The organism is Streptomyces sp. NPDC058008 (genome assembly GCF_042886395.1).
Lineage (GTDB): Bacteria > Actinomycetota > Actinomycetes > Streptomycetales > Streptomycetaceae > Streptomyces.
In genome coordinates this window covers 59,922-85,729 of sequence record NZ_JBHVQX010000029.1, presented here as the reverse complement: position 1 = coordinate 85,729, position 25,808 = coordinate 59,922, and the positions used below count along the sequence as shown (strand labels likewise).

Sequence of the window (25,808 nt, the reverse complement as noted above, 5' to 3'; positions counted from 1 at the left end):
ATGACGACGCGCGCAGCCCTGCTCGTCCTCGCCGACGGCCGGTTCCCCGCCGGTGGCCACGCCCACTCGGGAGGCGCCGAACCGGCCGTCAAGGCGGGGCACATCCGCGACGCCCAGGACCTGGAGGCCTTCTGCCTGGGCCGGCTCCACACCACCGGGCTCACCGCCGCCGCCCTCGCCGCGGCGGCCGCCCACGGACTGGACCCGCTCGCCCTCGACGACGCCGCCGACGCCCGGACGCCCTCGCCCGCGCTGAGGGCTGTCGCCCGCAAGCTCGGACGGCAGCTGATGCGGGCGGCGCGCGCCACCTGGCCCAGCCCCGAACTGGCCGCGCTCGCCGCCGCCCGTCCACGCGGAGCCCACCAGCCCGTCGTGCTCGGCCTCACCGCACGCGCCGCGGGCCTGGGCCCCTCCGACGCCGCCCACTGCGTCGCCTACGAGACGGTCAGCGGACCGGCCACCGCGGTCGTCCGCCTGCTGTCCCTGGACCCCTTCGAGGCCACCGCCGTCCTCGCCCGGCTCACCCCCGCCCTCGACCAGGTCGCCGAACAGGCCGCCGAGGCGGCGCTGCGCGGCATCGACGCGCTGCCGGCCGCCTCCGCCCCGCTGCTCGACATCTCCGCCGAGGCCCACGCGGCCTGGCCGGTGCGCCTGTTCGCGTCCTGAACCCCGATCCCCTCCGCCCGTCACCACCAGGAGCCGCACCCATGCACCTCGACCACGCACACCACGGACCCGCAGCCGTCAGCGCCGACGCGGCACGCCCCGACGGCACCCGCCGCGCCCTGCGCGTCGGCCTCGGCGGCCCCGTCGGATCGGGCAAGACCGCCACCGTCGCCGCCCTGTGCCGCGCCCTGCGCGACCGGTACTCCATCGCCGTGGTCACCAACGACATCTACACCCGCGAGGACGCCGCCTTCCTGCTCCGCAACGCCGTACTGCCCCCCGAGCGCATCCAGGCCGTGGAGACCGGCGCCTGCCCGCACACCGCGATCCGCGACGACATCTCCGCCAACCTCGAAGCGGTCGAGGACCTGGAGGACTCCGTGGGCCCCCTCGACCTGATCCTCGTCGAATCGGGCGGCGACAACCTGACCGCCACCTTCTCCAAGGGGCTCGTCGACGCCCAGCTCTTCGTCATCGACGTCGCGGGCGGTGACGACATCCCGCGCAAGGGCGGCCCCGGGGTCACCACCGCGGACCTGCTCGTCGTCAACAAGACGGACCTCGCCCCCTACGTCGGTTCCGACCTGGACCGGATGGCGCGCGACGCCGCAGCACAGCGCGGCGGACTCCCCGTCGTGTTCACCTCCCTGACCGGGCCCGACGGGGTCGGGCCCGTCGCCGACTGGGTGCGGGAGCGGCTCGCGGACTGGGCCGCATGAGCGTCTCGGCCACCGCACGGATCAGGGCCGTCGCCGACCGGCGGGGCCGCACCGTGCTCCCGGTGCTCGAGAGCGAGGGACCGCTCGCCCTGCGCCGGACCAGGTCACCGGACCCCGACCGCGCGCGCGTCACCGTGGTCGGCGCCATGAGCGCGCCCCTCGGCGGCGACCGGCTGGCCGTCGAGGTCCGCGCCGAGGACGGCGCCCGTCTGGCCGTGGACGCGGCGGCGGCCACCGTGGCGCTGCCGGGCGCCACCCCGGAGGCCGGCCCCGCCTCGTACGACGTACGGCTGAGCGTGGGGGAGGGGGCGGAGCTGCACTGGCTCCCCGAACAGCTCGTCTCCGCAGCCGGCAGCGCGCTCGACCTGACCACCAGGGCCGAACTCGCCCCCACCGCACGCCTGGTGCTCCGGGAGGAACAGGTCCTCGGCCGGCACGGCGAGCGCACCGGGCGCCTCTCGACCCGCCTCACGGTACGCAGGGCCGGACGGCTCCTGGTCGACCAGCAACTGGCGTACGGGCCCGGAGCACCCGGAGGCTGGGACGGCCCGGCGGTCCTGGGCGGCCACCGCGCCGTCGGACAACTGCTCCTCGTCGACCCCGCGTTCGAGGACCGGCCGCCCGCCCCCCGGCTGCTCGGACCCACCGCCGCACTCACCCCGCTGGCAGGCCCCGCGGTCCTGGTGACCGCGCTCGCCGAGGACGCCCGGCTGCTGCGCGGGGTGCTGGACGAGGCGCTGGAGGACCTTCTGAAGGAGCCGAAGGCCCCGCGGAGGACGTGAGTTCGCTCAGCGGGACAGCGGGCACCGGTTATTGGTTCGGTAAAGAAACACGTGTACGCCCTGTTCTCGGCAACCTCACAGACGAAAGGATCCGCCTGGACGCACGATCCGACGCGCCGCCACCGGCGGCGCATCACGTAGGGGGAGGTTCCACTTGAGACGCACAGCGATGCTCGGTTCGGCCGGCACTCTGATCGCGGGCACGCTCATAGCGGGGGCGATAGCCGCACCGGCCGCCGGTGCCGACAGCCGGCACCACGGCGACCAGGAGGCACGCGGAGTCCAGATCGCCGCCGCCCGGGCCGCACAGTCCGGAATCGACTGGACGGACTGTCCGGCCGACTGGGCGATCGCCGCACCCATCCAGTGCGGCTGGGTGAGTGTTCCGCTCGACTACAGCAAGCCGGACGGCAAGCAGATCAAGCTCGCGGTCGACCGGCACGTCAGCACCGGCACCAGGAGCGAGCGCCAGGGCGCCCTCGTCTACAACCCCGGTGGCCCCGGTGGCTCGGGCATGGCGTTCCCGAAGCGCATCGTCACCAAGAACCCGCTCTGGACGAAGGCCGCGAAGGCGTACGACTTCGTCGGCTTCGACCCGCGCGGCGTCGGTCACTCGGCGCCGATCTCCTGCGTCGACCCGCAGGAGTTCGTGAAGGCCCCGAAGGCCGATCCGGTACCGGACAGCGAGGCCGACAAGCGCGCCCAGCGCAAGCTCGCGGCCGAGTACGCCGCAGGCTGCGCCGAGCGCAGCGGCGCGATGCTGCCGCACATGACCACGCCCAACACCGCACGCGACCTGGACGTCATCCGCGCCGCGCTCGGTGAGAAGAAGCTCAACTTCCTGGGCGTCTCCTACGGCACCTACCTGGGCGCGGTCTACGGCACGCTCTTCCCGTCGCACGTGCGCCGCATGGTCGTCGACAGCGTGGTCAACCCCGCGAAGGACAACATCTGGTACGAGGCCAACCTCAACCAGGACATCGCCTTCCAGACCCGCTGGAACGACTGGAAGGCGTGGGTCGCCGAGAACGACGCCGCCTACCACATCGGTGACACACCGGCGAAGGTCGAGCAGGCGTGGCTCACGCTGCGGGCCGCGGCCAAGAAGAACCCGATCGGTGGCGTCGTCGGCCCCGCCGAGCTCATCGGATTCTTCCAGAGCGCGCCGTACTACGACTCCGCCTGGGCGCCCACCGCCCGGATCTGGAGCGACTACCTGGCCGGTGACACCCAGGCGCTGATCGACGCCGCGGCACCCGACCTGTCGGACACCGCGGGCAACATCAGCTCGGAGAACGGCAACGCCGTGTACACGGCCGTCGAGTGCGCGGACGCCAAGTGGCCCACCAGCTGGAAGAAGTGGGACCGCGACAACACCCGGCTGCACAAGGAATACCCATTCATGACCTGGGCCAACGCCTGGATGAACCTGCCCTGTGCGACCTGGCCGTCCAAGCAGCGGACGCCGCTCGACGTCCGCACGGGCAAGGGTCTTCCCCCGGTGCTGATCGTGCAGTCCACGCGCGACGCCGCCACTCCGTACGAGGGCGCCGTCGAGCTGCACAAGCGTTTCAAGGGCTCCCGTCTCATCACCGAGAAGGGCGCCGGATCGCACGGTGTCACGGGCCTGGTCAACCCCTGCGTCAACGAGCGGGTGGACACCTACCTGCTCACGGGGCAGACCGACCGGAGCGATGTGACGTGCACCCCGCACGCCACGCCGAAGCCCTGATCACCACCTGACGTGAGCGGGCGGCCGATGACGACCGGCGGCCGTCCGCTCACCCCGCTCACGCCTTTCCGTCGTACCGCTCCAGCCAGGCGTCCTCCGCGGCGTAGTCGAAGAGCGTCCCGTAGGAGCTCGCCATCTTCGGGAAGGCCTCCCGCCAGTCGCGCCCGTCGAGCCGCTCGGCGAGCCATGCCACGGTCCGCGGCAGCGACTCCGCGTACCCCGTCACCGGGCGGTAGCCCAGCTCGCGTTCCGCGGCCGACATGTCGTAGACGACGGAGTGCGGTGCGGTCCACGGGGTCTCCCCGACACCCCCCTCCGGCGGCGCGCCCGCGACCAGCACCGTCTCGGTCTCCGCACCGAGCACCCCGTCGACGGCCGCTCCGATCTCGGCGACGGTCGGGGCCTGCGGGTCACCCGCGTTCAGCGCCCGGGAGGCCGGCCGCAGGGCGGCCAGGCGTACCAGCTCGGCGAGGTTGGACGTGTGCACCGGATGGAAGCGGCTCTCCCCGCCGTAGGCGAGGACCCGCCGTGCGCGCCCGTCCAGCAGGCGTTTGACGAAGTACAGCTCGCGCGGCACGCGACCGTGCTCCCCGTGCACCGCGCCCGCACGCAGCAGTGTCACCGGCAGCGCGTCACCGGCCGCGAGCAGGTCCTGCTCCAGCGCGACCTTCCGCCTCCCGTACGTCGTGTCCCCGGCGGCCACCGTGCGCTGCGTCTCCTGGATCGGCACCGGGTACTCCGGGAAGCCGTCCGGTTCGCCCTGCGTGTCGAAACTGCGGCCCCGGCCGTCCTCGTACACCGCGCCGCTGGAGATGACCACCGCCGAGCCGACGCGGTCCGACAGTCCCGTCAGCTGCGCCGTGTGCTTCCGGCCGAAGGCGACCATGTCGACCAGGACGTCGCAGCCGTCGCCGAGCGCGGCCGCCAGGGCGCCCTCCTCCTCACGGTCCAGTGCGACGGTACGCACACCCTCGCCCCAGGAGGCGTCCCGGCCGCCTCCCCGGGAAGCGGCGGTCACCTCCCAGCCGTCCCCGGCCAGGGCCCGCACCGCGGGCCGTCCGATCTGCCCCGTGGCACCCAGTACGAACGCTCGTCCTCTGCTCATGCGGAGAACGCTAGGGCCGCCCCGGCCACCGGAACAAGGGATGTCGGCCGAGAGCAGATTCCCCGCTCAGCGCGGCCGCCGGGGGGACTTCTCGGGCCCCTCGGCCGACGCCGCCTTCGCCTTGGCCGCGTACTCGTCCACGTACTCCTGCCCGGAGAGGCCGAGGATCGCGTACATGATCTCGTCCGTGACCGCCCGGATCGCCGCCTTCTGGTCCTCCAGGCCGGCGTACCGGGAGAAGTCCAGCGGTTCCCCGAACCGGATCGTGACCCGCTTGACCTTGGGCACCTTCTGTCCGGGCGGCTGGATCTCGAACGTGCCGACCATCGCGCAGGGGATGACCGGGACCCCCGCCCTGATCGCCATCACCGCGACGCCGACCTTGCCCTTGTACAGCCGTCCGTCGTGCGAGCGGGTGCCCTCCGGATAGATGCCCAGCAGTTCCCCCTTGCCGAGCACCCCCAGCCCCTCGCGGATCGCCGCCTGCCCCGCCTCCTTGCCGGACCGGTCCACCGGGATCTGCCCGATGCTGTGGAAGAACGCCGCGGTCAGCCTGCCCTTGACGCCGGGGCCGGTGAAGTACTCCGCCTTCGCCAGGAACGTGATGCGGCGCTTGAGGATCGCGGGCATCAGGAAGTGGTCGGAGAAGGAGAGGTGGTTGCCCGCGACGATGGCAGCCCCGTCGTCGGGGATGTGTTCGAGCCCTTCGATACGGGGGCGGAACACCAGCCGGAGCAGCGGGCCCAGTACGACGAACTTCAGGACGTAATAGAACACAGCTTCTCTCCTAGCCTTCCGGACCGGGCTGCCGGCCGCGTTCCGCCGGTTCGCGGATCGGGTGGTCGTACCCGGCCGGCCCGCCGACGGGCCGGCCTCCCCGGACGGGTACCCGCTTCTCGCCGGATCAGTTGACGGGGCATCAGCCGACGACCCGCGGGAACGCTCCTCCCCGGCGGTCGATCGTAGCCCTGTTCCGGCGGAATCCGGGCAGTCGTGCGGACCGGGAACGCAAGGCCGCCCGCGGGCATGCGGAAGGGCCCTCCGGCCGCTCCCGGAGGACCCTTCCGACGTCCGCCGCTCCTCGTACGTCCCGGGAGGTCAGTCCCGGTGGATGTCCGCGCCCGGCCCGAGCGGCAGGTCGAAACCGTAGAAGACACCCAGGGCGATCAGCCAGGCCACCAGGAAGGGGACGACGAAGACGAAGAGCCGGGAGAGGATCGTCCCCAGCTTCGCGTCGGGTTCGTAGCGGCGCAGGATGATGAGCATCAGGAAGACGTACGGATTCAGCGGGGTGATCATCTGTGTCGCCGAGTCGCCGATGCGGAACGCCGCCTGCGTGACGGCCGGTTCGAGTCCGATGAGCATGAACGCGGGTACGAAGACCGGGGCCACCAGTGACCACAGCGCCGATCCCGAGGTCACGAACAGGTTCAGCACACACACCAGCAGGACGAACAGGGCCAGCCCCGTGAAGCCCGTGAGTCCCGCCGACTCCAGGAGCCCGGCGCCCTTCACGGCCAGCAGCGTGCCGACGTTCGACCAGTCGAAGACGCCGATGACCTGCGCGATGACCAGGATCAGCACGATGTACGCGGACATGCCGGTGATGGACTCGGCCATCATCTCCGGCACGTCGCCGGCCTTGCGGACCTTGCCGGTGACCTTGCCGTGGACGACGCCCGCGATGAGGAAGGCGACGAACAGCAGGGGCACGATGCCGGTCAGCACGGGGGAGGGCACCAGCGCACCGCCCTCGCCCCGCAGCGCCGAGCCCGGCAGGAGCCAGCAGACGACGACCACCGCCGCGTACACCAGGACGGACAGCCCGGCGAACCGGAGGCCGCGGCGTTCCGTCGGGGTGACCTCCAGGGTCGGCCGGTAGCCGCCGTCCTCGGCCTCGTCCTCGCCCGCCGGTGACGCCTCCACCGCGGCGGGCAGCCGCGGTTCCAGCACGCGGTCGATGAGGAAGCCGCCGATGAGGGCGAGGACGACGCTCGCCGCGGCGGTGAAGAAGTAGTTGATGAGGATGTGCGTGGGCGCGTCCTCCCCGCCCGGCAGGACGGCCGCCGCCTGCTCCGTGATGCCCGTGTAGAGGGCGTCCAGCGCACCGATGGAGAAGCCCGCCGCGTAACCGGCGCACACGCACGCGAAGCCGCCGATCAGACCGGCGATCGGGTTGCGGCCGGCGCCCTTGAAGACGAGCGCGGCCAGCGGCGGGATGATGAGGATCGCCACGTCGCTCATCAGGTGGCCCTGCGCGGCGACGAACGCCACGAGATACGGCAGCAACGCCTTGGGGGCCCGCCCGATGGAGACACGGACGGCCGTCTCCAGCATCCCCGTGCGCTCGGCGACCCCGACGGCGGCCATCATGAGCAGCACGGTGCCCAGGGACGGGAAGCCGGTGAAGTTGGGGATGAAGTTCTCCAGCAGCCAGGTGATCCCCTCACCGGTGAACAGGCCCTTCACTTCGAGGACTTCGTCGTCGCCCGGCACCGTCACCGTGGCCCCGGCCGCGGCCAGGGCGGTGGAGATGACGCCCAGGACGGCGAAGAGGCACAGGAACAGCACGACGGGGTGCGGGAGCTTGTTGCCCGCACGTTCGATGCCGCCCAGCACCCTGTCGAGAAGTGCGCCGCCCCCGGCGGGGGAGGGGGTTCCGGTCCGAGAGGTCACCGGCTCACCGCCCCCGCGTCCGGGCGCCCGCCGGCCGCGTCCGTCAGCAGGTCCTTCCGTACGGCTCCGCGCTGCGCGACGAGGACGACACGGGACGGGTCGGCGAGCACCGAGACGTCGGCGAGCGGGTCCCCGTCGCACACCACCAGGTCGGCCTCCTTCCCCTTCTCCAGGGTGCCGACGCGGTCGTCGAGGCCGAGGAGCCGGGCGGCCGTGAGGGTGCCGGCGGTGATGGCCTGGAGCGGCGTCATCCCCAGGGACGTCAGATGGAGCAGCTCGCGCAGGTTCCGTCCGTGCGGCACCATCGCCGAGTCGGTGCCCATGGCGATCTTCATCCCGTCGGCGATGGCCGCGGCTATGTTGGTGCGGGTGATGTCCGACCAGCGCAGCTTCTTCTCGTAGTGGAAGGGCTCCATGGTGGCCCTGTCGATGCCGTCGAACACCGTGGACAGGGTCGGCACGAGGAACACCCCCCGCTCCCCGGCGAGTTCCCTGGCCTGTGCGGTCATGCCGTAGCCGTGCTCGACGCTCGTGACACCGCCGCGTACGGCGTTGAGGATGCCTGCCGTGCCCTGCGCGTGGGCGGCTACGGGCCGGCCTCCGTGCCGGTCGGCCTCCTCCACGACCGCCCGGATCTCCTCGACGGTGAGGCCTTCGTCGTCGGGCTGGTCGTACGGGCTGGACATGCCGCCGGTGGCGCAGATCTTGATCACGTCGGCCCCGGACCGCAGCAGCCTGCGGACCGCCAGGCGCACCTCGTCAGGCGTGTCGGCGACCTCGCCCATGCCGGCGCTGGTGTCGAAGCCGCAGTCCGTGTGGAAGTCGGCGTGGCCCCCGGTGTGGCTGAGGATGCGTACCGCGGTGTGCAGCCGGGGGCCGGCCGTCAGACCCTGGGCGACCGCCTCACGGAACCCGGCGGACAGTCCGCCCAGGTCACGGGCGGTGGTGATACCGGCGTCCAGTGTGACGCGCAGCCGGGAAGCGGTGCGGAAGACCTCCAGCGCGGGGTCCTCGGAGAAGCGCCGCACCATGTGCCGCGCCGACTCGACGCCGAGATGGACGTGGGCGTCGACAAATCCGGGAAGCACCGTCCGGCCCGCGACATCGACGGTACGGGCGCGGGCGGGTGCCGGGGGAGCGGTGGCGGCGGGCCCGGCGTGGACGATCACACCGCGGTCGTCCACGTCGATCACGGCGTCGGCGACCGGCCGCGCACCGGTGCCGTCGATCAGCCGGGCGCCGGTCAGGCGCAGCGAGGCGGCCGCGGGCAGGACGGGCGCGGAGGGCACGGGGGAAGGAGGGGGAGTACTCATGGCGACCTACCTTCCAGAACCGGAATTACGCGCCCGTAAAATCGCCGGAACCGGACACGGGCTCTCATCGGACGCAGGATTCGGCCACCCCATGCAGACGCAGAACATGCCGCACCCCGACGAACTGGACCTCGCGATCATCCACGCCCTCCAGACGCGGCCCAGGGCGCCCTGGACACTGATCGGCGAGGTCCTGGGCATCGACGCGGTCACCGCCGCGCGGCGCTGGGACCGGCTGGAGCGGACCGGGACGGCGTGGGTGGACGGCTACCTCTCGCCCGGACACGACGACGCGGTCTACGCACAGGTCGAGATCGACATGGGCGGCCTCCCCGTCGAGTCCACCCTGGAGAGCCTGGCCAGGGACAGCCGCGTCCTCAGCCTCAAACAGACCACCGGCAACCGGGACCTCCTCGCCATCGTGGGAGCGGCCGACCTCGACGACCTCTCCCGCCTGGTCGGCCGCCGCATCGCACCCCTGCCCGGGATCCGCACCACCCGGGTCCACGTGATCACCGCCATCCCCTACGAGGGCGACCGGTGGAGGCTGCGCAGCCTCAGCCGCGCCCAGCAGGCGGCACTCGCCGCACCCCGGGAGGAGGTGCCGGACGAGCCGCTGCGGCCGGTGGACCGGGAACTGGCACTCGCCCTCGGACACGACGGGCGCATGCCGGTACGCGAGCTGGCCGCGGCCGCCGGCACCAGCACGGCCACCGTCCGCCGCAGGCTGCGCGTGCTCACCGGCAACCGGCGTCTCGCCCTGCGGTGCACGCTCGCCCGCCCGCTCACCGGCTTCCCCGTGTCGGTGGTGTACTTCGCCTCGGTCCCGGCCCGCCATCTCGAGGACACCGTCGCCTCGCTGCGGACCCTGCCCGAACTGCGGATGTGCACGGTGACCACGGGCCGCGACAACCTGATCCTCGACCTGTGGCAGCGCGATCTGGCCGACGTCCACAGCATGGAGGCCCACCTGGAGAGCCGGCTCGCCGACCACCGGCTGCGCATCACCGAGCGGGCGATCGTGCTCCGCACCGTGAAGCACGTCGGACGCGTCCTGGACCGGAGCGGACGCAGCATCGGGCTCGCGCCGGTGAACTACTGGGCGGACCGGGAAGAGGCCTGACCACCGGGTGCGCGGGGCGACGGCCCGCGCGTCCGTCCCCGGACCCGCCCGCCTGCCGGGGTACGGCGTACGGGCGCCCCCTCACCCCCGGACCAGGCGTCCCAACGCCCACCGCGCCGGGCCCGCGTAGGCGGCGAGGGCGAGGGCCGGACCCTCGATCCGGAGCTTCGTGACCGAGCCGCCGGGCCGGCGCAGGACCTCGTGGCACAGCCGCAGGCGCACCGGCCCCAGCCGGACCCGCCACGTCCACCGCCACCGCTCCTCGTCCACCGACACGACGACGAAGGCCGCCGTGACACCGAGGAACGAGACGATCTCACCCCGGGTGCCGGGCCGCAGCCGCTCCGCGTCCACCCGCACCGCCCTGATCTGCGGCGACCAGGACGGCCAGCGGGCAGGGGTGACGTAGCGCAGCCACACGTCCTCGGCCGGCGCCCGGCCTTCGGCCCGGAGCCTGATGACCGCCATCGGGCGCTCTCAGGCCCGGATGAACTCGTTGAGGGCCTTGCCCGGCCGCAGGGCGGCCTCACCGCCCACGTGGTGGAAGCTGCCGAAGCCCACCAGGGTCACCGTTCTGCCCGCCCTGAGCGCCTCGGCGATCACCCCGGCCCCGGCGACCGTCCCGAACACCGCGTCGACGACCCGGCCGATCTGGTCGGCGGACAGCTCGCCGCCGTCCGCCGTCTTGCGTCCGATCGCCTCGACCAACCCGGACCTGTCCATGCGAAGCACTCTCTTCCGCCGACGGAGACGCGCGACGGGCGGCCCGGCCGGCTGAACCGGCCGGCCATGTGCCACGCGGTGCCACCAGCGTGACACCGGGGGAGCACCCGCGCACGGCGCCGTACGCCGGCCGCGCGGCTCAGGAGTCCCGGGTGGCGAGCATCCCCAGCGTGGCGAGTCCGAGGACCACCCAGCCGAACCAGAGCCAGCCGTTGCTCCCCAGCGCCACCGTGTACGCGGTCACCGCGACCAGGGCGCCGACGGTGAGCACCCCCATGGTTTTCGTGGATCCCGGCATGAGCGCACGCTCCTCACCCGGCCGCACGGCCGTTGCAGCCATGGTCACCCCTGGGGCACGCCCACCGCTACTGTCCGCGCGCCTGCAATGAGGCGAGGTAGGCGTTGTACGCCTTCAGCTCCTGGTCGCCGTCCCGGTCGGCCGCCCGGTCGGAGCGCTTGGCGGTCCGCTGCTCGGAGCGGTACCACTGGAAGACCAGCGCGATCAGGACCAGCACGGACGGGATCTCACTGAACGCCCAGGCGATGCCGCCGGCCGCGGACTGATCGGCCAGGGCGTCGATGCCGAGCGAGGCGGGCGGGTTCTCGTACGCCTTCACCATCGGCTGGCTCGCCATCATCAGCGCGATGCCGAAGAACGCGTGGAAGGGCATGCCCGCGAAGAGCTCCAGCATCCGCATCACGTAACCGGGGCGGTGCGGGCCGGGGTCGACGCCCATGATCGGCCAGAAGAACACCAGGCCGACCGCCAGGAAGTGCACCATCATCGCGATGTGCCCCGCCTTCGACCCCATCAGGAAGTCGAACAGCGGGGTGAAGTAGAGCCCGTACAGGCTCGCGATGAAGAGCGGGATCGTGAACACGGGATGCGTGACGACCCTCATGTAGCGGCTGTGGAGCAGCTTGAGCAGCAGCTCACGCGGGCCCGTCCGGTCCCGTCCCGCCACGGGCAGGGCCCGCAGTGCCAGCGTCACCGGGGCACCCAGCAGCAGCAGGATCGGCGACACCATGCTGATCACCATGTGCTGCACCATGTGCACGCTGAACATGACCATGCCGTAGTCGTTCAGAGCCGTGCACATCACCAGGGCGATGGACAGCACGCCGAGGACGAAGAACACGGTCCGGTTCACCGGCCACGCGTCGCCCCGGCCCCGCAGCCGCGCGACCCCGTACCCGTACAGGACGAGCGCGGCGACGCAGCCGATCAGGAAGAACGGGTCCGCGGAGAACTCCAGCCCACGGCCCAGCGTGAACGGCGGCAGGTCCATGTCCATGCCGTGCCCGCTGTGATCCATCTGTTCACTCCCGCCGGGGGCGTCCCCGTTTCGCGCCGGTTGTCCGGTCCAGACTAGAACCGCCCCCGGCCGCAGGTGCGGCCGGGGGCGGTTCACGGAGCGTCGTGACGGTCAGAGCACGACCTGCGCCTCGGCGTAGCGCTCGGCCGGGACCGTCTTCAGGGTCTCCACGGCCGCAGCCAGCGGGACCATCGTGATGTCCGTGCCGTGCAGCGCCGTCATCATGCCGAACTCGCCCCGGTGGGCCGCCTCCACCGCGTGCCAGCCGAAGCGGGTGGCGAGGACGCGGTCGTACGCGGTCGGGGTCCCGCCGCGCTGCACATGGCCGAGGATCACCGGGCGGGCCTCCTTGCCGAGGCGCTGCTCCAGCTCGCCGGAGAGCTGCGTCGCCACCCCGGCGAAGCGCTCGTGGCCGTAGATGTCCTTCGTGCCCTGGTTGAACTCCATCGAGCCCTCCCGCGGCTTGGCGCCCTCCGCCACGACGACGATCGCGAACTTCTTGCCGTCCGAGAAGCGCCGGCCGACCAGCGCGGTCAGCTCGTCGATGTCGAAGGGCCGCTCGGGAACGACGATGGCGTGCGCGCCGGCCGCCATGCCCGAGTGCAGCGCGATCCAGCCGGTGTGCCGCCCCATGACCTCGACGATCAGCACCCGCTGGTGCGACTCGGCGGTCGTCTTCAGCCGGTCGAGCGCGTCGGTGGCGACCCCGACGGCCGTGTCGAAGCCGAAGGTCACATCGGTGGAGGCGATGTCGTTGTCGATGGTCTTCGGCACACCGACGATGGGCAGGCCCGCCTCGGAGAGCAGATTTGCGGCCTTCAGCGTGCCCTCGCCGCCGATCGGGATGATCGCGTCCAGACCGAGATCGGTCACATGGCCCTTCGCGCGCTCCACACCGTCACGCAGATGCGCGGGCTGGACACGGGAGGAGCCGAGGATCGTGCCGCCCCGGGCGAGGATGCCGCCCACCGCGTCGAGGTCGAGCTTGCGGTAGTCGCACTCGAGGAGGCCCCTCCAGCCGTCGTGGAAGCCGATGACCTCGTCGCCGTGGTCGACCACCGCACGGTGCACGACGGAACGGATGACGGCGTTGAGGCCGGGGCAGTCGCCGCCGGAGGTGAGCACACCAATTCGCATTGCCCGGGAAACCTTTGCAACGTGGGCCGACCCCGGACCGCGTCGTCCGGTTGGATCCTCGTCACCCTACCGGCGCGGGGTGGCGGGACCGAACCCGCTGTCCGACTGCTGGACGTCCACCCGGTGTACACCGGTCGCCCACACGCGCGGACCGGCCGTCGGAAGGGCCGGTCCGCGCGGGTCCGCGGGTGCGTCAGGCGGGCTGGGTCGCCGCCGCGATCCGCTCGGCGCGCAGCGCCTCGTACCACCGGTCGTCGCTCGGCGGCAGCGCGTTCACGTCCAGCGCCAGCTTCAGCAGGTGGTCCGCGATCAGCGGGTTGCGCGCCAGGACCGGCCCGTGCATGTACGTGCCGAACACGGTGTCGTTGTACGCGCCCTCGGTGCCGTCACCCGTGCCGTTGCCCCCGCCGAGGCGTACCCGGGCGAACGGGCGCGCGGACGGGCCGAGATGGGTGACGCCCTGGTGGTTCTCGAAGCCGGTCAGCGGCGGCAGGCCCAGGTTCGGGTCGATGTCGCCGAGCACGTCGCCGACGCACCGGGCACCCTCGCCCCGGGTGGAGACGACGTCGAGCAGCCCGAGGCCGGGCTCCCGCTCGCCGAGGTCGTTGATGAACTCGTGGCCGAGGATCTGGTAGCCCGCGCAGACCGAGAAGATGATCGCGCCGTTGGACGCGGCCCGGCTCAGTCCGCCGTCACGGCGCAGCCGCTCCGCGGCGAGCCGCTGGGGCCGGTCCTCACCTCCGCCGATGAGGTAGATGTCGCCCGACGTCGGGATGGGCTGGTCGCTGCGCACGTCCACGCGCGACACGTCGAGGCCGCGCTGGCGTGCACGGCGCTCCACCACCAGGGCGTTGCCCTGGTCGCCGTAGGTGCTGAGGAGGTCGGGGTAGACCCACACCAGCCGCAGGCTGTTGTTGCTCATGCTTCGTCCTCTCCGGGGGTTGCCCGCGCGGGGGTCAGTTGCCGACACGACGGCGCAGATCCTGGAAGGCGGTGTAGTTCGCGATGACCTCGATGCGGCCGGGCGGTGCCATCTGGACGGCCTCGTCCAGGGTCTCGCAGACGCGGAAGTCGAGTCCGGCCACCTCGAGCCGGACCGCGAGGTCCAGCTTGCGGTCGCCGAGCACGAAGATCGGGTGACCGTAGAGCTGGGTGTAGTCGACGTCCCACAGCCAGGAGGTGTCCGTGCCGTCGGCGCCACGCGCGTTCACCGAGAGGATGACCGGGGTGGGGGGCGGGTCGATCAGGGAGAACGTCTCCAGCCAGCCCGCCGGGTTCTTCGCCAGCAGGAGCCGCAGTTCGCGGCCGAGGAAGCTGACGACGTCGTAGCGGCCGGCCACGGCCTGCACCTGGTACATCCGCTCCAGGGCGACCTGCGGCGGGACGCCGAAGACCGCAGCCACCGCGGCCGAGCTCGTCGCGTTGGCCTTGTTGGCCCGGCCCGGCAGCTGGAGGTGGATCGGCCACGCCGAACCGTGCGGGTCCAGGACGTAGTCGCCGTTCAGCGCCCAGCTGGGGGCGGGGCGGCGGAAACCGCACTCGCCGCAGAACCAGTCGTCACCGGGGCGCTGCATCACACCGCCGCAGGACGGGCACGACCAGGCGTCGTCCTTCCACGCCTGACCGGCCGCCACCCACACCACGTTGGGGGAGGAGGAGGCCGCCCAGACGATCAGCGGGTCGTCGGCGTTGGCCACGATCACGGCCTTGGAGCCCGACAGGCCCTCACGCCACTTCTCGGCCAGCATCCGGGTCTCCGCCGCGCGGTCCAGCTGGTCGCGCGAGAGGTTGAGCAGCGCGATCACCTTGGGTGTCGTGTCGCGTGCCACGCCGGCGAGGTACTTCTCGTCCACCTCGATCACGCCGTACCGCGCGTCCGAGCCCCCTGCCAGCGCGGAGGTGATCCCCGCGGGCATGTTGGCCCCGAGCGCGTTCGACACGACGGGCCCGGCGGCCCGCAGCGCCTCGGCGATCAGCCGGGTGGTCGTCGTCTTGCCGTTCGTCGCGGACACGAGGATCACGTCCAGGTGCTGCGCCAGCCGCCCGAGCAGGTCGGGGTCGAGCTTGAGCGCCACCCGGCCGCCGATCACCGATCCGCTGCCGCGCCCCGCGGCGCGCGACACCGCCGCCGCGGCCTTGCCCGCCGTCACGGCGAGCTTGGCCCGCGGCGACAACGGCTCCGTGTTGCCTGCCATCGTCCTAGATCCTCCTTGCGTAAGTCCGCGCCCAGCCTATCGATGTCCGCGGTGCCGACCGCACCTCGGCACCACGGGGGAACGTGGAGGTCACGTGGAACGTACGCTTCTCCCCATGCGAAACCGCCCGATCCCCGGCAGTTCCGGACGCGTTCGTCCCATGAGTCTGCTGGGCGCCCCGGTGCTCCACCGCCCGTGCGACGACGTCACCGAGTTCGGTCCGTCCCTCGCCCGACTGGTGGAGGACATGTTCGCGACCATGTACGCCGCCAACGGTGTCGGGCTCGCCGCGAACCAGATCGGCGTCCCGCTCAGGGTGTTCGTGTACGACTGTCCGGACGACGACGAGGTCCGGCATCTGGGCCATCTCGTCAATCCGGTGCTCGTCGAGGCCGACGGCGACACCGTACGCGGACCGGAGGGCTGCCTCTCGCTCCCGGGGCTCGAAGCCGGCACCCCGCGCTTCGACCACGCGGTGGTCGAGGGCCGCACGGTCGCGGGGGAGGCGGCGCGGGTCGCCGGCACCGGCTGGTTCGCCCGCTGCCTTCAGCACGAGTGCGACCACCTCGACGGCCGGGTCTACACCGACCGGCTGACGGGGCTGCGCCGCACCAGGGCGCTGCGCGCCGCCAGGCGGGCGCCGTGGGGGCGTACGGGGGCCGACGGCTGACCGCGGGCTCCCGGGCATCCGGGCGGGCCTCAGAACCCCTGGCCGCCGGGCAGGTCGCCCGCCTCGGCCAGCCTGCCCCACAACAGGTCGGCGAGGCTGCGCACCAGCTGCTCGCGTGAACACGGGCGGTCACCGAGCCACCAGTCGCCGGCCGCGTGCATCATGCCGACGATGCCGTGACCCCAGATGCGGGCCATCTGCTCGCTCTCCGGGCCGAGATCGACCCGTTCCACGATCACCTTGCCCAGTTCCTCGCCGAGGCGGCGCAGCAGCGGGGCGGAGTGGCGGCCGACGTCGAAGCCGTGCTCGGGCGAGGGGGCGGCGTCGTCGGAGGGGTGCATCAGGAAGCGGTAGACCTGGGGGCGCGCCTCGATGGCCGCGAGGTAGGTGTCCAGGGTCGACTCGACCCGTTCGCGCCGCCCCGAGGGTGCGTCGAGCGCGGCCCGCAGGGCGCTGAGCAGGGCGTCCGTGTGACGCTTGGCGAGAGCGCGGTAGAGACCGCCCTTGTCCCCGAAGTGCCGGTAGAGGATCGGTTTCGTGATCCCGGCCTCCGCGGCGATCGCGTTCATCGAGGCCTTCGGGCCGTCCCTGAGCACCACCCGGTCCGCGGCTTCGAGCAGTTCCCGACGGCGGCGTTCGGCCGCTGTCCGCTGCCGTTCGGCCCCGCGTCTGGTCTCCATGTCGTTTCTCCCGCCCCACCCGGCTGTCCTGCGATCTCGTCACGCCCGGGCAACGTAACACCCTGGTCCGCCGGGCGCGGATCCGTCGCTGACCGGTTGACAGAGGCTACTTGCTGGTAACAGACTGTTGTTACCGCTAGTAACGGTTTGATCCGGAAGTGCATGTGGAGGAAACCATGGCCGAGTTCACGCTCGAGCTCAACGACGACCAGAAGCAGGTCCGTGACTGGCTGCACGGATTCGCCGCCGAGGTGATCCGGCCGGCCGCTTCGGAGTGGGACGAGCGTGAGGAAACGCCCTGGCCCGTCATCCAGGAAGCGGCCAAGGTGGGTATCTACTCCCTCGACTTCTACGCCCAGCAGTTCTTCGACCCTACGGGCCTCGGCATCCCCATGGCCATGGAGGAGCTCTTCTGGGGCGACGCGGGCATCGCCCTGTCGATCGTCGGCACGGGCCTGGCCGCCGTCGGTGTCCTCGCCAACGGCACCGAGGAGCAGATCGGCACCTGGATCCCCCAGATGTACGGGGACGCCTCCGACGTGAAGGTCGCCGCCTTCTGCTCCTCCGAGCCGGACGCGGGCTCGGACGTCGCCTCCATGCGCACCCGCGCCGTGTACGACGAGGCCAAGGACGAGTGGGTCCTGAACGGCACCAAGACCTGGGCCACCAACGGCGGGATCGCCAACGTCCACGTCGTCGTGGCCGTCGTCGACCCGGAGCTGGGCTCGAAGGGCCACGCCTCCTTCATCGTCCCCCCGGCCACCCCCGGGCTCTCGCAGGGGCAGAAGTTCAAGAAGCACGGCATCCGCGCCTCGCACACCGCCGAGGTCGTCCTCGAGGACGTCCGCGTGCCCGGTCACTGCCTGCTCGGCGGCAAGGAGAAGCTCGACGAGCGTCTCGCCCGCGCCCGCGAGCGCGCCAGGTCCGGCGGCGAGCGCGTCAAGAACGCGGCGATGGCCACCTTCGAGGCCTCCCGCCCGGCCGTCGGAGCCATGGCGGTCGGCACCGCCCGCGCCGCCTACGAGGTGGCGCTGGACTACGCGAAGACGCGCACCCAGTTCGGCCGCCCGATCATCGACAACCAGGGCATCGCCTTCCAACTGGCCGACATGCGCACCTCGATCGACGCGGCGCGGCTGCTCGTCTGGCGCGCCTCCTGGATGGCGAGCGCCGGCAAGCCGTTCACCGCTGCGGAGGGCTCCATGTCCAAGCTCTACGCGAGCGAGACGGCCAAGTCGGTCACCGCGCAGGCCGTGCAGATCCTCGGCGGCAACGGCTTCACCCGCGAGTACCCGGTCGAGCGCATGCACCGGGACGCGGCGATCTACACCATCTTCGAGGGCACGAGCGAGATCCAGCGCCTCGTGATCGCCCGCACCCTGTCGGGGATGCCGATCCGCTAGGCGCGTGTCCCGAGCACGCCGCACGCGACGGGGCCGGGCCGCCTCCGCGGCCCGGCCCCGTCGCCGTACGCCCCGTCTACCGCGGCAGGTGCGCCTCGATGAGCGAAACGACCTCGGGTGCCTCCGGCTCGGTGCGGGGGCGGATCCGGGCGACGGCCTCGCCCGCCGGGGAGATCAGGAACTTCTCGAAGTTCCACTGGACGTCGCCCGCCGCGCCCTCCGCGTCGACGAGCTTCGTCAGCTCCGCGTAGAGCGGGTGCCGGTCCTCACCGTTGACGTCGGTCTTCTCCAGCAGCGGGAAGCTGACGCCGTACGTCGTCGCGCAGAACGTCCGGATCTCCTCGGCGGAACCCGGCTCCTGCCCCGCGAACTGGTTGCAGGGCACGCCCAGCACCGTGAACCCCCGGTCGCCGTACTCCTTCTGGAGCCTCTCCAGCCCGGCGTACTGCGGGGTGAGCCCGCACTTGGAGGCGACGTTCACCAGCAGGACCGCCGAGCCCTCGTAGGCCCCCAGGGTCGTCGGCTCGCCGGCGAGCGTGCGGAGCGGGATGTCGTGCAGCGTCATGGGATGTCTCCTCGATAGCGTGGCGTCGCCCCATTGTGACGCTCACTGCGCGGTGGACTCCGCGGGGCCGAGCGTCCGGTAGTAGAACGTGGTCGCCCGGGGCGTGCCGTACGGGTCCGCCGCGTAGCCCGGTACGGAACCGCACTCCGTCCACCCCGCCGCGCGGTAGAGGTGTTCGGCGTCGCTCCCCGTCTCGGTGTCCAGGACCAGCAGGGTCAGCCCCTCGGCGGACGCCCACCGTTCGAGAGCCGCGAGGAGCGCCCGTCCGACCCCCCGGCCACGGGCCGACGGCCGCACCATGAGCTTCGCGACCTCCGCGCGGTGGCGCGCGTTCGGCAGGGCGGTCCTGACCAGGCCGATCGTGCCCGCCACCCGCTCGTCGTCACGGGCGATCCAGACCTGCTGGCTCCCCTCCCCGACGGCCGCGGCCCGCTCCCGCCACCACGCGGCCGCCGCCGCCCGGTCCAGCGGGGCGAGGAACCCGACCGACGCGCCGCCCTCCACGGCCTCGATCATCAGCGCGGCGAGCTCATCGGCGTACGTGACCAGTTCGGGGCCGGACACGGGGACGATCTCGGTCATGGGGCGGGGTCCTTTCACGTTCACGGCAGGACGATCATCAGGGCGTAACGGGTCCGCTGCGGGCCCGGGCAGCGGAAGTGCGAGGGGCCGCGCAGCCGGAAGCGCAGGCAGTCGCCCTCGCACACGGTGTGCGCGGTGCCGTCGACGGTGATCTCGACGGTGCCCTCCAGCACCCAGACGTGCTGCTCCACGCCGGGCACCGGCGCGTTCCCGTACGAGATCTCCGAGCCCGCGTCGAGTGTGCCTTCGACGATCTCGGCACGCAGTCCGGCGTGCGGCGGGGAGACCGAGCGGCGGACGAATCCGGCGCGCTCGTCGCGCCACACCGGCTGCCGCGCGGCCGGAACCAGCTGCGCCGGCTCGGCCTCGACCTCCAGCAGCAGGCGCGACATCGTCCGGCCGTAGACCGTGCAGAGCTGCCCCAGGACGGCGGTGGTGGGGCTCAGTTCACCGCGCTCCAGCCGCGACAGGGTCGAGCGGCTGACACCGGCGCGACGGGACAGCTCGTCGAGCGACCAGCCGCGTTCGGTGCGGAGCAGGCCCAGCCGCGCGGCGAGCCGTGTGTCGACGGAGTCCTCGTCTCTCATATTCAGGATTGTATCTCTGTGTGGAGACAAGTCGGGCGTGGTCCGTATGCCGATCGAGTGAGGGCGTGCCAGTCTGATAAGAGGCATATAAGCCGCTTTGTCGGCACGTATGTGCCGCATCGGCTGCTGAACCAAGGAGGCCGACATGGCTGGAAGTGTCAGTGGGACGCGAACGGGTCACGACGTGACCGGAGGGCACGGGACCGCCGTCACCGGCTGGACCGTCTTCGCGGCGGTGATGATGATCTTCGGCGGGGCGATGGCCATCTTCGAGGGCATCGCCGCCATCGCCAAGGACGACCTGTTCGTCGCCACGCGCAACTACATGTTCCAGTTCAGCCTGACGGGCTGGGGCTGGGTGCATCTCATCCTGGGGATCGTCGTCGTGCTCGCCGGCATCGCCCTCTTCAGCGGCGCCCTGTGGGCGCGCGCCGTCGGGGTCCTGCTCGCGGGGCTGCTGGCGGTCGCCAACTTCCTGTGGCTGCCGTACTACCCGTTCTGGTCGATCGTCCTCATCGCGATCAACATCTTCGTCATCTGGGCGCTGTGTTCGCCGCGGAAGGACGTTCGAACCTGAGCACGAGGACGTAGGAGACCACCACGGAGACGATCACGAGCGGCATCACGGTGATGCCCTCGGACCCCAGCAGCAGCGTGGCCAGCAGCACCGAGGTCATCGGCAGTCTGAGCATGGCCACGCACATCGCCCCGATGCCCATCGCGAAGCCGGAGGTGGCGTTCAGGCCGGGCAGGTGCGAGAGCGCCAGCCCGCCCGCCGCCCCCAGGAACATCGACGGGAAGATGGGGCCGCCCCGGAAGGCGCTCAGGGAAACGGCGTAGGCGAGCGCCTTGCAGACGACCAGCACGAGGAGGACCCCGACCGTGTACGTGGTGTCCTGGTCGAGCAGGCCGCCGAGGGCGTCCTGGCCGGAGTACAGCACCTCGGACGCGGCCCGGCCCGTGTTCTCGGCGTAGAGCAGGGCGAGTACGCCGACGGCCAGGCCCATGAGCACGGTCGCGGGCACCCGCCGCTGCTCGACCCGCTCCTGGAGGGACAGGGCGAGCCTCTTGACGCCCGTGCCCACGAGGGCCGCGGCGACCCCCAGCGCGATCGCCCACCCGAACTCCGCGACGGTGGGCTGGGGGGTGTGCGGTACGTCGGGGAGCGTCAGGGAGTACGTCCCCAGGCCCGTCCACGAGCCCATCCCGATGAAGATGAGCGATCCGATGCCGGAGGCGAGCAGTCCCGGCACGAGCACGAGGCCGAGCGTCATCCCGGCGAGCCCGGAGGCCTCCATCAGCAGGAACGCCCCGAGGAGCGGCGAGCCCAGCAGGGTGCTGACGGCGGCGAAGCTCCCGGCCGCCGCCACCATGGCGCTCGCGCCCGGGGCGATGCCGGGCCTGAGCAGGCGCACCGCGTACACCGCCAGGCCGCCGCCGAGTGCGATCAGGGGCGCCTCCGGGCCGAGGACCACGCCGAGGCCGAGGGACGCCACGGCGGCGAGCGCGATCCCCGGGAGTTCCGCGGCCGTCGGTGCCCCCGTGTTGACGAAGCCCTCGGCGGGTCTGTGGCCCGCCGTTCCCGGGAGGTGACGGATGATCAGCGCGGTCAGCAGGCCCGCGACGGCGAGCAGGGGCAGCGGCCACCACGACGGTGTGCTCCCGAAGCCCAGCGCGCGGGGGAGGTCGGTGTAGGTCAGGGACTGGAGTTGGTGGACGAGGGCCAGGAAGCCGAACGCCGCGGCGGAGATGGGGACCCCGAGGACCGCGACCATGATCAGGAGCGCCGCGTATCCCCGGGTGCGGACCACCGTGAGCGGATCCGGTGACTCCGTGCCGGGTGTTCCGACCGGTTCGGCCGACATGGTCATGGTCTCCTCGGTGTCGGGTCCCGGCCGGCTCGTGCTGCCTCGCCGGGGTCCACACGGTGATACCACGATGTCCAGTTATGTCCGTGAAGTACCCGCTGGTGGTGGGTGGTGAATCCGGACCCGTCACCTCTCGCCCGCCCCGGCGGCCGGGAGCCGGCCCGCGGCCACCGCGTCGACGAGCGCCCGGTGGTCCCTCTCGTTCTGGTCGGCGTACCGCTCGGCGAACGTCTCCAGGGCGCGGTCGAACACGTCGCCGTGGCCGAGGTAGGAGGCGATGGCGATGCGGTCGCCGGAGCGCGCGTGCGCACGGGCCAGCGTCGTCCCGCACAGCTCCCCGAAGGCGGCCATGCCGCGCGGCACCATCAGTTCCGGTTCGGCGATGCCCTTCCAGTCGCGCAGCTGGCGCACGTAGAAGTCCCGGCGCTTCCCGTCGAAGCCGTCCACCCGCTCCCAGCCGAGGAAGATGTCACCGGCGGCCTGCATGAGGCGCTGGCCGGCCACCACCCGCTCACCCTGGTTGCGGTACTCGCTGGCACCCGCGTGGGGCGCCAGAACCGAGGTGTCCGCCTCCTTGGCCTGGAGGAAGAGCGGATCCCCGCCGTCCCTGCCCAGCAGCAGGAAGATCCAGCAGCGGCTCCCGACACTTCCCACGCCCACCACCTTGCGGGCCATGTCCACCGGCTGGAAGTCGGCGAGGAGGGCCCGCCGGTCGGAGGGCAGGCTCCGGCCGTAGCGGCGCAGGAGCTTGCGGAACCGCCCTTCCGTCTCCCGGCGTTCCGCGTCGGGCAGCAGGTCCGCGATCGGCATGACCAGGGGCGGGTCCGCGGCGATGCGGAGCCGCCCGTCGGCCACCTCGGTGAGTTTGCCGAACGCCTGCAGACTGTCCCTGGTGCGGGCCTTCGCCGTCGCACTCGCGACGCGCCTGCGCCCTTGCGCGGCCAGCCTTCCCGTGGCCATCGCCCTGAGCCGGTCCTCGTCGGTCTTCGTGTACCAGACGTCGAGATTGCGCATGTCCGCGAACCGGATCATCGACTCCCGGTAGGAGCGCACGGTGGCCCGTACGACCCGGGCCCTCTCCTTGTCCGTGAAGCCGTTGGCGCGCCCCGCGATGACGAGACTGGCCGCGAGGCGCTTGACGTCCCACTCCCACGGGCCGGGCAGGGTCTCGTCGAAGTCGTTGATGTCGAAGAGGAGATGGCGTTCCGGAGAGGCGAGGAGCCTGAAGTTCAGAAGGTGGGCGTCCCCGCACAGCTGGGCCCTGATGCCGGAGTCCGGTGTCCCGGCGAGGTCGGAGGCCATGATCGCCGCGGCGCCGCGGTAGAAGCGGAACGGCGACTCCGTCATCCGCCCGTACCGGATCGGGACGAGCTCGCGCACCCTGGCCGCCGACTGGGCCTCCAGCAGGGCGAGCGGGTCCGGCCGTCCGGCCGGCGGATCGTAGGCGTGATGGCTGCTTCTGGGGACCCGCTTGCGTGCCGCCTTGCCGAGCGCGGCCCTCTCCTGGGGCGTCGCGCCCGGTACGGCCCGGAGCGGTGAGGTGGGTTCCTGGGGCATGGTGGCCCTCCTGACTGCGGGCGGGGACGTGCGGACGGCCCCTGTGTCCCATCATCCCGGGCCGGTCCGGATCCGGCCGCTCGGCAGGCCCCCGCGACCGGTGTGTGCGTGGCCTCAGGCCCGCCCGCCGCCCCGGACCGCGGCCACGCGCCGCCAGATCGCACGCTGCCCCCTGAGCGAGAGCGCGCCCACCACGATGAGCACCACGATGTTGACCAGGAGCTGGACGAGCGATCCCCACGCCTCGGACCAGCTGGCGAACGCCGTCGAGACGCTGACGGCCGCGGCCGCCGGGATGGTCGTCACCGAGATGAACACCCCGAGCAGAGCGCTCGTACGGGCCTCGGTGAGCGACACGATGCCGACGACGCCGGCCAGCGCCGCGACGGCGAACGAGAAGAAGTTCGGGCTGTTGATCAGGTCCGAGACGGGCCGCAGCCCCCGGTCGAACGCCGCCGACTGCAGCCCGAAGGCGCGGATGAGCAGACTGAACAGGAGGGTCACCGCGATCGTCAGCAGCAGGCCCGCCCCCAGTGCGGACAGTCCCGCGCGGACCATGCCCCGGTCGCCCCGGTCGATGCCCAGCGCCACCGCGACGATCGCCCCGTACTCGGGGCCGACGACCATCGCGCCGACGATCAGGATCTGGGAGTTGGTCACGATGCCGACCGAGCCGATCAGGCCCGCGACCACCAGGTACAGGTAGAAACTCGGCGCGTACCTCCCCTCGGACCGGATGCGTGCCTCGACCTGCTCCCAGACGGGTGCGCCGGCCAGCGGGCCCAGCCCGCGCGCCGCGCGCTCCGACGCCCGCCCGGGGAACGCCATGTCGACCGGCTCGATGACGAGGGACCCGCGCACGTCGACCCGGAGGTCCCGCAGCCCCCGCAGGACCTCGTTCGCCGCCCCCGTCGGCACGTCGCAGGCGACCGCGTCACCGTCGGGGTTGCGCGCGGCGCCCCGCCGCACGATCAGGTTCAGGACGTACGGGTCGCCCGCGAGGAGCTCCTCGACGCGCCCGGTGAGGTCCGGAGGGCTCACGGCCCGGACATGGATCAGGTCCACACGGCACCCCCGCGGGACCGGGGGAGCGGCTGAGCGGGATGGGAACATGCGGGGTGATATGCCGGAAATCGGGCGGTCATGGACCGATACCCTCCCACAGCGGCCCGCGGTCCGGCGGGAAACCTGCGGAGGGGTGCGCCGGTTTCGGCGCGGGGCGCCGCCCACCGGTGCACCGGCCCTCTGTCACACCCGCTTGAGAGGATCCGTACGTGGAAACCCCCGAGCTCTTCCCCTCACCGCAGCCGGAAGCCGGTCACCGCGAGGTCCGCCGCCCGGTCCGGTGCGCCCTCTGCGGCAGGCCCCTGACCGGGGCCGAGTCGCGGCGCACCGGGCTCGGGCCCGCCTGCGACGCCAAACTGCATCCGGCGGGCCCGGACATCCGGACCCGCCGTCACGAGGTGGAACAGGAGACCCTGCCCGGCACCTGACCCGGGACGGGCCTACGCGCCGTCGAGACGCCGGAACAGCCCCTCCTGGACCACGGAGACCAGCAACTGCCCCTGACGGTCGTAGATCCGCCCCCTGGCCAGTCCGCGGCCGCCCGTGGCGATCGGCGACTCCTGGTCGTACAGGAACCACTCGTCGGCCCGGAACGGCCGGTGGAACCACATGGCGTGGTCCAGCGAGGCCATGTCGAAGCCGCGCGGACCCCACAGCGGCTCGACCGGGATGCGCACCGCGTCCAGCAGCGTCATGTCGCTCGCGTAGGTCAGGGCGCAGGTGTGCACGAGCGGGTCGTCGCCCAGCGGGCCCACCGCCCGCATCCACACCGCGCTCCGCGGGTCCGCGTCCTGGATCTCCTCCCGCGTCCAGCGCAGCCGGTCGACGTAGCGGATGTCGAAGGGCTGGCGCCGGGCCATCCGCTCCAGTGCCTCCGGCAGGCCGCCCAGGTGATCGCGCACCTCGTCGGCGACCGTCGGCAGCTCGTCCGGACCGGGCACGACACGGGCCGGCGGCAGCTGGTGCTCGAAGCCGGCCTCCTCGGGGCGGTGGAAGGACGCCGTCAGATTGAAGATCGTCCGGCCCTCCTGCACGGCCGTGACCCTCCGCGTCGTGAAGGACCGGCCGTCCCGCACCCGCTCCACGTCGTACACGATCGGCACGCCCGGCCGGCCCGGACGCAGGAAGTACGCGTGCAGCGAGTGCACCGGACGGTCGCCGTCCGTGGTGCGGCCTGCCGCGACCAGCGCCTGGCCCGCGACCTGCCCGCCGAAGACCCGTTGCAGGGACTCCTCGGGGCTGCGGCCGCGGAAGATGTTGACCTCGATCCGCTCCAGGTCGAGCAGATCGACCAGGCTGTCGGCGGGGTTCGTCATACGGTTCTTCTCCACTCTCGAAGCCGGT

Annotated in this window: 28 protein-coding genes; 9 read left to right on the top strand and 19 right to left on the bottom strand. The window is 72.2% G+C overall.

Going from position 1 to position 25,808, the window contains the following annotated elements:
• The 4 genes from ACFVS9_RS26255 (at nucleotide 1) to ACFVS9_RS26240 (ending at nucleotide 3,899) form a co-directional block, all read left to right on the top strand.
• Entirely contained in the window at nucleotides 1-666 is a 666-nt protein-coding gene (locus ACFVS9_RS26255) for an urease accessory protein UreF (protein ID WP_389935999.1), read from the top strand.
• A gap of 41 nt (nucleotides 667-707) precedes the next feature.
• Nucleotides 708-1,385, top strand: coding sequence for an urease accessory protein UreG (gene ureG / locus ACFVS9_RS26250; RefSeq protein WP_383114731.1), 678 nt, complete (start codon nucleotides 708-710; stop codon nucleotides 1,383-1,385).
• A complete protein-coding gene (locus tag ACFVS9_RS26245; protein WP_389935996.1) occupies nucleotides 1,382-2,167 on the top strand; it encodes an urease accessory protein UreD in 786 nt (261 codons plus the stop codon). The genes ureG and ACFVS9_RS26245 overlap by 4 nt, the downstream gene beginning before the upstream one ends.
• Nucleotides 2,168-2,336: 169 nt before the next feature.
• On the top strand, nucleotides 2,337-3,899 hold the full coding sequence (locus tag ACFVS9_RS26240) for an alpha/beta hydrolase (protein ID WP_389936027.1): 1,563 nt from the start codon (nucleotides 2,337-2,339) through the stop codon (nucleotides 3,897-3,899).
• A gap of 58 nt (nucleotides 3,900-3,957) precedes the next feature.
• Here ACFVS9_RS26240 and ACFVS9_RS26235 read toward each other — a convergent pair whose 3' ends face one another.
• From ACFVS9_RS26235 to ACFVS9_RS26220, 4 genes are all read right to left on the bottom strand, one after another.
• Nucleotides 3,958-5,004, bottom strand: coding sequence for an NAD-dependent epimerase/dehydratase family protein (locus ACFVS9_RS26235; RefSeq protein ID WP_389935993.1), 1,047 nt, complete (start codon nucleotides 5,002-5,004; stop codon nucleotides 3,958-3,960).
• A gap of 66 nt (nucleotides 5,005-5,070) precedes the next feature.
• Nucleotides 5,071-5,781, bottom strand: coding sequence for a lysophospholipid acyltransferase family protein (locus ACFVS9_RS26230; protein WP_383114734.1), 711 nt, complete (start codon nucleotides 5,779-5,781; stop codon nucleotides 5,071-5,073).
• A gap of 321 nt (nucleotides 5,782-6,102) precedes the next feature.
• Nucleotides 6,103-7,680: an AbgT family transporter gene (locus ACFVS9_RS26225; RefSeq protein ID WP_383114735.1), complete on the bottom strand. Its 1,578-nt coding sequence runs from the start codon at nucleotides 7,678-7,680 to the stop codon at nucleotides 6,103-6,105.
• Entirely contained in the window at nucleotides 7,677-8,993 is a 1,317-nt protein-coding gene (locus ACFVS9_RS26220; RefSeq protein ID WP_389935990.1) for an amidohydrolase family protein, read from the bottom strand. Before ACFVS9_RS26220 ends, ACFVS9_RS26225 begins: the two co-directional genes overlap by 4 nt.
• A 91-nt stretch (nucleotides 8,994-9,084) precedes the next feature.
• Between ACFVS9_RS26220 and ACFVS9_RS26215 the strand changes: the two genes are divergently transcribed.
• Entirely contained in the window at nucleotides 9,085-10,116 is a 1,032-nt protein-coding gene (locus ACFVS9_RS26215; protein ID WP_389935987.1) for an AsnC family transcriptional regulator, read from the top strand.
• An 81-nt stretch (nucleotides 10,117-10,197) separates the two neighbouring features.
• On the opposite strand, the gene ACFVS9_RS26210 is transcribed toward ACFVS9_RS26215, so the two are convergent.
• The 7 genes from ACFVS9_RS26210 to ACFVS9_RS26180 form a co-directional block, all read right to left on the bottom strand.
• Nucleotides 10,198-10,584 (bottom strand): SRPBCC family protein, encoded by a 387-nt coding sequence (locus ACFVS9_RS26210; RefSeq protein ID WP_383114738.1) that lies wholly within the window; start codon nucleotides 10,582-10,584, stop codon nucleotides 10,198-10,200.
• A 9-nt stretch (nucleotides 10,585-10,593) separates the two neighbouring features.
• The gene (locus ACFVS9_RS26205; RefSeq protein WP_383114739.1) at nucleotides 10,594-10,839 is read right to left on the bottom strand and encodes an HU family DNA-binding protein; all 246 of its coding nucleotides are present in this window, start codon (nucleotides 10,837-10,839) and stop codon (nucleotides 10,594-10,596) included.
• Nucleotides 10,840-10,978: 139 nt separating this feature from the next.
• Nucleotides 10,979-11,179 (bottom strand): hypothetical protein, encoded by a 201-nt coding sequence (locus ACFVS9_RS26200; protein ID WP_383114749.1) that lies wholly within the window; start codon nucleotides 11,177-11,179, stop codon nucleotides 10,979-10,981.
• A 25-nt stretch (nucleotides 11,180-11,204) separates the two neighbouring features.
• Nucleotides 11,205-12,155, bottom strand: a complete 951-nt coding sequence (locus tag ACFVS9_RS26195; protein WP_383114740.1) for a cytochrome c oxidase assembly protein — start codon at nucleotides 12,153-12,155, stop codon at nucleotides 11,205-11,207.
• A 111-nt stretch (nucleotides 12,156-12,266) separates the two neighbouring features.
• Nucleotides 12,267-13,292: a 6-phosphofructokinase gene (locus ACFVS9_RS26190; protein ID WP_383114741.1), complete on the bottom strand. Its 1,026-nt coding sequence runs from the start codon at nucleotides 13,290-13,292 to the stop codon at nucleotides 12,267-12,269.
• A gap of 193 nt (nucleotides 13,293-13,485) precedes the next feature.
• Nucleotides 13,486-14,214: a type 1 glutamine amidotransferase gene (locus ACFVS9_RS26185; RefSeq protein WP_383114742.1), complete on the bottom strand. Its 729-nt coding sequence runs from the start codon at nucleotides 14,212-14,214 to the stop codon at nucleotides 13,486-13,488.
• Nucleotides 14,215-14,248: 34 nt separating this feature from the next.
• A complete protein-coding gene (locus ACFVS9_RS26180) occupies nucleotides 14,249-15,487 on the bottom strand; it encodes a MurT ligase domain-containing protein (protein ID WP_014157625.1) in 1,239 nt (412 codons plus the stop codon).
• A gap of 115 nt (nucleotides 15,488-15,602) precedes the next feature.
• On the opposite strand from ACFVS9_RS26180, the gene def reads away from it, so the two are divergent.
• Complete coding sequence (def, locus tag ACFVS9_RS26175) at nucleotides 15,603-16,157, top strand: peptide deformylase (protein ID WP_383114743.1); 555 nt, start codon at nucleotides 15,603-15,605, stop codon at nucleotides 16,155-16,157.
• A 29-nt stretch (nucleotides 16,158-16,186) separates the two neighbouring features.
• Here the strand turns inward: def and ACFVS9_RS26170 are convergent, their stop codons facing one another.
• Nucleotides 16,187-16,837, bottom strand: coding sequence for a TetR family transcriptional regulator (locus ACFVS9_RS26170; protein ID WP_383114744.1), 651 nt, complete (start codon nucleotides 16,835-16,837; stop codon nucleotides 16,187-16,189).
• 176 nt (nucleotides 16,838-17,013) lie between these two features.
• On the opposite strand from ACFVS9_RS26170, the gene ACFVS9_RS26165 reads away from it, so the two are divergent.
• Nucleotides 17,014-18,240, top strand: a complete 1,227-nt coding sequence (locus ACFVS9_RS26165; protein ID WP_383114745.1) for an acyl-CoA dehydrogenase family protein — start codon at nucleotides 17,014-17,016, stop codon at nucleotides 18,238-18,240.
• Nucleotides 18,241-18,316: 76 nt separating this feature from the next.
• On the opposite strand, the gene ACFVS9_RS26160 is transcribed toward ACFVS9_RS26165, so the two are convergent.
• From ACFVS9_RS26160 to ACFVS9_RS26150, 3 genes are read right to left on the bottom strand one after another with little or no spacing between them, the layout of a single operon-like run.
• Nucleotides 18,317-18,805, bottom strand: a complete 489-nt coding sequence (locus ACFVS9_RS26160) for a glutathione peroxidase (RefSeq protein ID WP_383116170.1) — start codon at nucleotides 18,803-18,805, stop codon at nucleotides 18,317-18,319.
• Nucleotides 18,806-18,847: 42 nt separating this feature from the next.
• Nucleotides 18,848-19,387, bottom strand: a complete 540-nt coding sequence (locus tag ACFVS9_RS26155) for a GNAT family N-acetyltransferase (RefSeq protein WP_389935980.1) — start codon at nucleotides 19,385-19,387, stop codon at nucleotides 18,848-18,850.
• Between the two features lie 20 nt (nucleotides 19,388-19,407).
• A complete protein-coding gene (locus ACFVS9_RS26150; protein ID WP_389935977.1) occupies nucleotides 19,408-19,974 on the bottom strand; it encodes a helix-turn-helix domain-containing protein in 567 nt (188 codons plus the stop codon).
• Nucleotides 19,975-20,119: 145 nt separating this feature from the next.
• Here ACFVS9_RS26150 and ACFVS9_RS26145 point away from each other — a divergent pair, with 145 nt between their 5' ends.
• Nucleotides 20,120-20,551, top strand: coding sequence for a hypothetical protein (locus tag ACFVS9_RS26145; protein WP_383116173.1), 432 nt, complete (start codon nucleotides 20,120-20,122; stop codon nucleotides 20,549-20,551).
• On the opposite strand, the gene ACFVS9_RS26140 is transcribed toward ACFVS9_RS26145, so the two are convergent.
• From ACFVS9_RS26140 to ACFVS9_RS26130, 3 genes are all read right to left on the bottom strand, one after another.
• Complete coding sequence (locus ACFVS9_RS26140) at nucleotides 20,508-21,839, bottom strand: chloride channel protein (protein ID WP_389935973.1); 1,332 nt, start codon at nucleotides 21,837-21,839, stop codon at nucleotides 20,508-20,510. The genes ACFVS9_RS26145 and ACFVS9_RS26140 overlap by 44 nt on opposite strands.
• Before the next feature lie 129 nt (nucleotides 21,840-21,968).
• Nucleotides 21,969-23,399, bottom strand: a complete 1,431-nt coding sequence (locus tag ACFVS9_RS26135) for a DUF2252 domain-containing protein (RefSeq protein ID WP_389935970.1) — start codon at nucleotides 23,397-23,399, stop codon at nucleotides 21,969-21,971.
• 114 nt (nucleotides 23,400-23,513) lie between these two features.
• The gene (locus ACFVS9_RS26130; RefSeq protein WP_389935967.1) at nucleotides 23,514-24,464 is read right to left on the bottom strand and encodes a DUF389 domain-containing protein; all 951 of its coding nucleotides are present in this window, start codon (nucleotides 24,462-24,464) and stop codon (nucleotides 23,514-23,516) included.
• Nucleotides 24,465-24,673: 209 nt separating this feature from the next.
• Between ACFVS9_RS26130 and ACFVS9_RS26125 the strand changes: the two genes are divergently transcribed.
• Nucleotides 24,674-24,892, top strand: coding sequence for a DUF6011 domain-containing protein (locus ACFVS9_RS26125; RefSeq protein WP_383116177.1), 219 nt, complete (start codon nucleotides 24,674-24,676; stop codon nucleotides 24,890-24,892).
• Nucleotides 24,893-24,904: 12 nt separating this feature from the next.
• Here the strand turns inward: ACFVS9_RS26125 and ACFVS9_RS26120 are convergent, their stop codons facing one another.
• Nucleotides 24,905-25,780: an acyl-CoA thioesterase gene (locus tag ACFVS9_RS26120; RefSeq protein WP_383116178.1), complete on the bottom strand. Its 876-nt coding sequence runs from the start codon at nucleotides 25,778-25,780 to the stop codon at nucleotides 24,905-24,907.
• Between the last annotated feature and the right edge of the window lie 28 nt (nucleotides 25,781-25,808).

What these genes read in the sequence shown, in the direction of transcription:
- ACFVS9_RS26255 (WP_389935999.1), top strand. Translation starts at nt 1, where the DNA reads ATGACGACGCGCGCAGCCCTGCTCGTCCTCGCCGACGGCCGGTTCCCC.
- ureG (WP_383114731.1), top strand. Translation starts at nt 708, where the DNA reads ATGCACCTCGACCACGCACACCACGGACCCGCAGCCGTCAGCGCCGAC.
- ACFVS9_RS26245 (WP_389935996.1), top strand. Translation starts at nt 1,382, where the DNA reads ATGAGCGTCTCGGCCACCGCACGGATCAGGGCCGTCGCCGACCGGCGG.
- ACFVS9_RS26240 (WP_389936027.1), top strand. Translation starts at nt 2,337, where the DNA reads ATGCTCGGTTCGGCCGGCACTCTGATCGCGGGCACGCTCATAGCGGGG.
- ACFVS9_RS26235 (WP_389935993.1), bottom strand. Translation starts at nt 5,004, where the DNA reads ATGAGCAGAGGACGAGCGTTCGTACTGGGTGCCACGGGGCAGATCGGA.
- ACFVS9_RS26220 (WP_389935990.1), bottom strand. Translation starts at nt 8,993, where the DNA reads ATGAGTACTCCCCCTCCTTCCCCCGTGCCCTCCGCGCCCGTCCTGCCC.
- ACFVS9_RS26215 (WP_389935987.1), top strand. Translation starts at nt 9,085, where the DNA reads ATGCAGACGCAGAACATGCCGCACCCCGACGAACTGGACCTCGCGATC.
- ACFVS9_RS26210 (WP_383114738.1), bottom strand. Translation starts at nt 10,584, where the DNA reads ATGGCGGTCATCAGGCTCCGGGCCGAAGGCCGGGCGCCGGCCGAGGAC.
- ACFVS9_RS26205 (WP_383114739.1), bottom strand. Translation starts at nt 10,839, where the DNA reads ATGGACAGGTCCGGGTTGGTCGAGGCGATCGGACGCAAGACGGCGGAC.
- ACFVS9_RS26200 (WP_383114749.1), bottom strand. Translation starts at nt 11,179, where the DNA reads ATGGCTGCAACGGCCGTGCGGCCGGGTGAGGAGCGTGCGCTCATGCCG.
- ACFVS9_RS26195 (WP_383114740.1), bottom strand. Translation starts at nt 12,155, where the DNA reads ATGGATCACAGCGGGCACGGCATGGACATGGACCTGCCGCCGTTCACG.
- ACFVS9_RS26190 (WP_383114741.1), bottom strand. Translation starts at nt 13,292, where the DNA reads ATGCGAATTGGTGTGCTCACCTCCGGCGGCGACTGCCCCGGCCTCAAC.
- ACFVS9_RS26185 (WP_383114742.1), bottom strand. Translation starts at nt 14,214, where the DNA reads ATGAGCAACAACAGCCTGCGGCTGGTGTGGGTCTACCCCGACCTCCTC.
- ACFVS9_RS26180 (WP_014157625.1), bottom strand. Translation starts at nt 15,487, where the DNA reads ATGGCAGGCAACACGGAGCCGTTGTCGCCGCGGGCCAAGCTCGCCGTG.
- def (WP_383114743.1), top strand. Translation starts at nt 15,603, where the DNA reads ATGCGAAACCGCCCGATCCCCGGCAGTTCCGGACGCGTTCGTCCCATG.
- ACFVS9_RS26170 (WP_383114744.1), bottom strand. Translation starts at nt 16,837, where the DNA reads ATGGAGACCAGACGCGGGGCCGAACGGCAGCGGACAGCGGCCGAACGC.
- ACFVS9_RS26165 (WP_383114745.1), top strand. Translation starts at nt 17,014, where the DNA reads ATGGCCGAGTTCACGCTCGAGCTCAACGACGACCAGAAGCAGGTCCGT.
- ACFVS9_RS26160 (WP_383116170.1), bottom strand. Translation starts at nt 18,805, where the DNA reads ATGACGCTGCACGACATCCCGCTCCGCACGCTCGCCGGCGAGCCGACG.
- ACFVS9_RS26155 (WP_389935980.1), bottom strand. Translation starts at nt 19,387, where the DNA reads ATGACCGAGATCGTCCCCGTGTCCGGCCCCGAACTGGTCACGTACGCC.
- ACFVS9_RS26150 (WP_389935977.1), bottom strand. Translation starts at nt 19,974, where the DNA reads ATGAGAGACGAGGACTCCGTCGACACACGGCTCGCCGCGCGGCTGGGC.
- ACFVS9_RS26145 (WP_383116173.1), top strand. Translation starts at nt 20,120, where the DNA reads ATGGCTGGAAGTGTCAGTGGGACGCGAACGGGTCACGACGTGACCGGA.
- ACFVS9_RS26140 (WP_389935973.1), bottom strand. Translation starts at nt 21,839, where the DNA reads ATGTCGGCCGAACCGGTCGGAACACCCGGCACGGAGTCACCGGATCCG.
- ACFVS9_RS26135 (WP_389935970.1), bottom strand. Translation starts at nt 23,399, where the DNA reads ATGCCCCAGGAACCCACCTCACCGCTCCGGGCCGTACCGGGCGCGACG.
- ACFVS9_RS26120 (WP_383116178.1), bottom strand. Translation starts at nt 25,780, where the DNA reads ATGACGAACCCCGCCGACAGCCTGGTCGATCTGCTCGACCTGGAGCGG.